Genomic DNA, 3,547 nt, shown 5'->3' on the forward strand with positions numbered 1-3,547 from the left:
GCAGAGGCGGGCAGCACGGTTATCGTCTACGACAAGGGTGTGGAGATCGGGCGCGTCCAGGCTGATGCTGCGGGCAACTGGTCATTTACGCCTGTGCCGCCATTGCAGAACGGTGCGCATGACATCACCGCGAAGGCGCAGGATAAGGCCGGCAATATTGGTGATGCGTCCAACAGCATCGGCTTTGAGCTGATCGCCGGCGGCAACGCCACCGCGCCGGCCATCATTGGCGCGTGGGACGACGTTGAAGCCTTTACCGGCCTGCTTCAGAGCGGCGCGAAGACCAACGATGCGCGACCTGAACTGCGCGGCACCGCCCAGGCGGGCGAGAGCGTGACCATCATCATGGATGGTAAGGTGCAGGGTACCGTTGTCGCCGACGGCAATGGTCAGTGGAGCTGGACGCCTGCCGCAGATATCCCTGACGGCCCGCACAATTTCCGCGCGGAGACCCAGGACGGCGCGGGCAATCCGGCGTTGACCGGCAACTTCCAGCTGGTGATTGACACCCACGCACCTGACGCCGCGACGGGCGTCGTGGCCGACGACAACGTTGGTCCGATCGTTGGCCCAATCGGCAACGGTGACACCACCGACGACAGCACCCCGACGATCGGCGGCACAGGTGAGCCGGGCGGCACCGCGATCATCAAGGACGGTGACGACGTTATCGGTTCCACCGTTGTCGGCGATGACGGCCACTGGGAGTTCACCCCGGAGACTCCGTTACCGGACGGCGAACACGATATCGTCGTGGTTATCCGCGACGACGCAGGCAATGAAAGTGCACCGAGCGACCCGGTCAAACTGATCGTGGACACCGGCAACGTAGTGGTCAGCATTGATTATGCGTACGACGATGTGGAGGCCGGCACCGGCAACCTGGCGTCGGGCAGTATGACCAATGACGACACCCCGACGCTGCACGGCAGGGCGACTGCGAACAGCATCATAACCATCATGAATGGCGACGTGGTGCTGGGCAGCGTGAAGACCGACAGCTTTGGCCGCTGGTCGTTCACGACGCCGGCGCTGCAGGACGGTCATTACGGCTTCACTGCGACCGCGACCGACGCGAAGACCGGCGCGATTAGCGCGCCAACCGCTGAGTTCGCGCTGAATATCGACACTCAGGCACCAGCCAAGCCGGGCACAGGCGGCACGGGCGGCGACGGTATCGGCGACATCATTGACGACGTGGGCCCGATCCAGGGCAGCGTGAAACCGGGTGACGTGACCGACGATACTACGCCGACGCTGGAAGGCAGCGGACTGCAGAAAGGCGACGTGGTCAGCATCATCGACAACGGAGAGGTGATCGGGACGGCGATAGCCGACGAGAACGGCGGCTGGCAGTTTACCCCGAATCCGCCGCTGAATCAGGGCGAGCACAAGTTCACCATCATCGTGACCGATCCGGCGGGCAACAGCTCCGAGCCGTCCGATCCGTACCTGATTGTAGTGGACACCGATGCACCGGCTGCTCCGGTGATTAAAGAGATCGTTGACGATCAGGGCGCGGTAACCGGGCCGATCAATAACGGCGACACCACCGACGATGCGCAGCCGAAAATCAGCGGTACCGCAGAGGCGGGCAGCACGGTTATCGTCTACGACAAGGGTGTGGAGATCGGGCGCGTCCAGGCTGATGCTGCGGGCAACTGGTCATTTACGCCTGTGCCGCCATTGCAGAACGGTGCGCATGACATCATCGCGAAGGCGCAGGATAAGGCCGGCAATATTGGTGATGCGTCCAACAGCATCGGCTTTGAGTTGTTGACGGGAGGGGTGCCATCTGCGCCAGCAATCGTCAACGTGATAGATGATGTAGGCGCAATTACCGGCAATATACGCCCGGGTGGTGTGACTGATGATACTAAGCCAACGATTGTGGGGACGGCTAAACCAGGCAATATCGTGACAATTGCCATTGATGGTCAGGTTCAGGGATCTGTGATTTCTGATGCTAACGGTCACTGGGAGTTTACCCCTACAGCCGCTCTGTCAGATGGTCCACATGCGATCATCGCGAGAGCGAAAGATAGTATGGGTAACACGATGCCATCCAGTGGTGAATACAACATCATTGTGGACACGATTGCACCTGATGTGGGCAGCCAGAGCTTGGTTGATAACGTCGGCGATAAGACCGGTCCAATAGCTAGCGGTGATACCACGGATGACAGCACTCCAACTTATAGCGGTGTTGCTGAACCAGGCAGTATGGTCATTATCAAAGACGGCGATCGCGAAATTGGTCGTGTACCCGTTAACAGTAAAGGTGATTGGAGCTTTACACCGTCGGCCCCGTTGCCAGATGGCCCGCATAGTCTGAGCCATCAAGTTCAGGATCAGGCAGGCAATGTGAGCGCGGCAAGCACACCGATTGACTTTGTGGTTGATACCTCGGTGGTAGTAGTTTCTATTACTAACGTGTTTGACAATGAAGGAAGTATCACCGGCACTTTGAACACCGGTAGCGTCACGGATGACACCTCGCCTACCCTGAACGGTGTTGCAACAGCGAATGCGCTGGTTACCATCAAAAATGGTAACGACGTGATTGGGTCGGTGTATGCAGATGCACATGGTAACTGGCAATTCACTCCATCTGTTAAGCTGAATGAAGGCCATTATGACTTTACTGCCTCTGCTGAAGCTGAAAATGGCTCTGTTGCAGTGAGTGATAAGTTCGAACTGACCATTGACATCACACCGCCTAATAACGAAGGCATCGGCGATATTAAAGATAACGTTGGTGGAATTGTTAAACCAATTCAGGATGGTGGTCTGACCGACGACACAACGCCTGAACTGGGGGGCTCTGGTCAGGTGCCGGGTGATGTGGTGACGATCATTGATAATGGTAAACCAATTGGCTCAACTGTCGTAGGTGACGACGGCAGCTGGAGTTATACACCAGAGACGCCATTACCAGACGGTAGCCATGATTTCACCATCATTGTGACCGATCCTGCGGGTAACGCTTCTCAAGCGTCTGATCCATGGACCGTGATCGTTGATACTCAAGCTCCGGCTGCACCGTCGATTGATACCGTATGGGATGACGTTGATCCGAAACAGGGTGATGTTGCTGACAACGGTAACACCAATGACAAGCGCCCGGAACTGCGTGGTAGAGCGGCGGCAAATGCCACTGTGATTATCTATCAGGATGGTATAGTGAAAGGCAGCGTCACGGCAGATGCTACTGGCAAGTGGAAGTGGACGCCGCCAGATGATCTGTCAGACGCGACCTTCAACTTTACAGCTAGTCAGGTAAGTGCGGCTGGCGTTGAAGGTGCTCAGTCTACTCCATACACTATTACGGTAGATACGTTAGCGCCAAATACGCCGTCGATCACAAGCGTGATGGACAACGTGCAGGGGGGCGTGGTTGGTGCGATTGCCAGTGGCGGTGTGACCAACGACAACAGGCCGACACTGAGCGGTACGGCTGAACCAAATGTGCTTGTCAAGATTTTTGATGGCAACACAGTTGTAGGCAGTGTTTATGCGACGGCAACCGGAGCATGGTCACTGGAAT

1 protein-coding gene is annotated in these 3,547 nt (G+C 57.1%); it reads left to right on the plus strand.

The genetic code is table 11. The annotated features are described in order from the left end of the window. A partial coding sequence (locus MXF20_RS23130) for an Ig-like domain-containing protein (protein ID WP_325971638.1) occupies positions 1-3,547 on the plus strand: 3,547 nt, incomplete at both ends.

The sequence above is a fragment of the Pantoea dispersa genome, assembly GCF_035783935.1.
GTDB classification, from domain to species: Bacteria; Pseudomonadota; Gammaproteobacteria; order Enterobacterales; family Enterobacteriaceae; genus Pantoea; species Pantoea dispersa_C.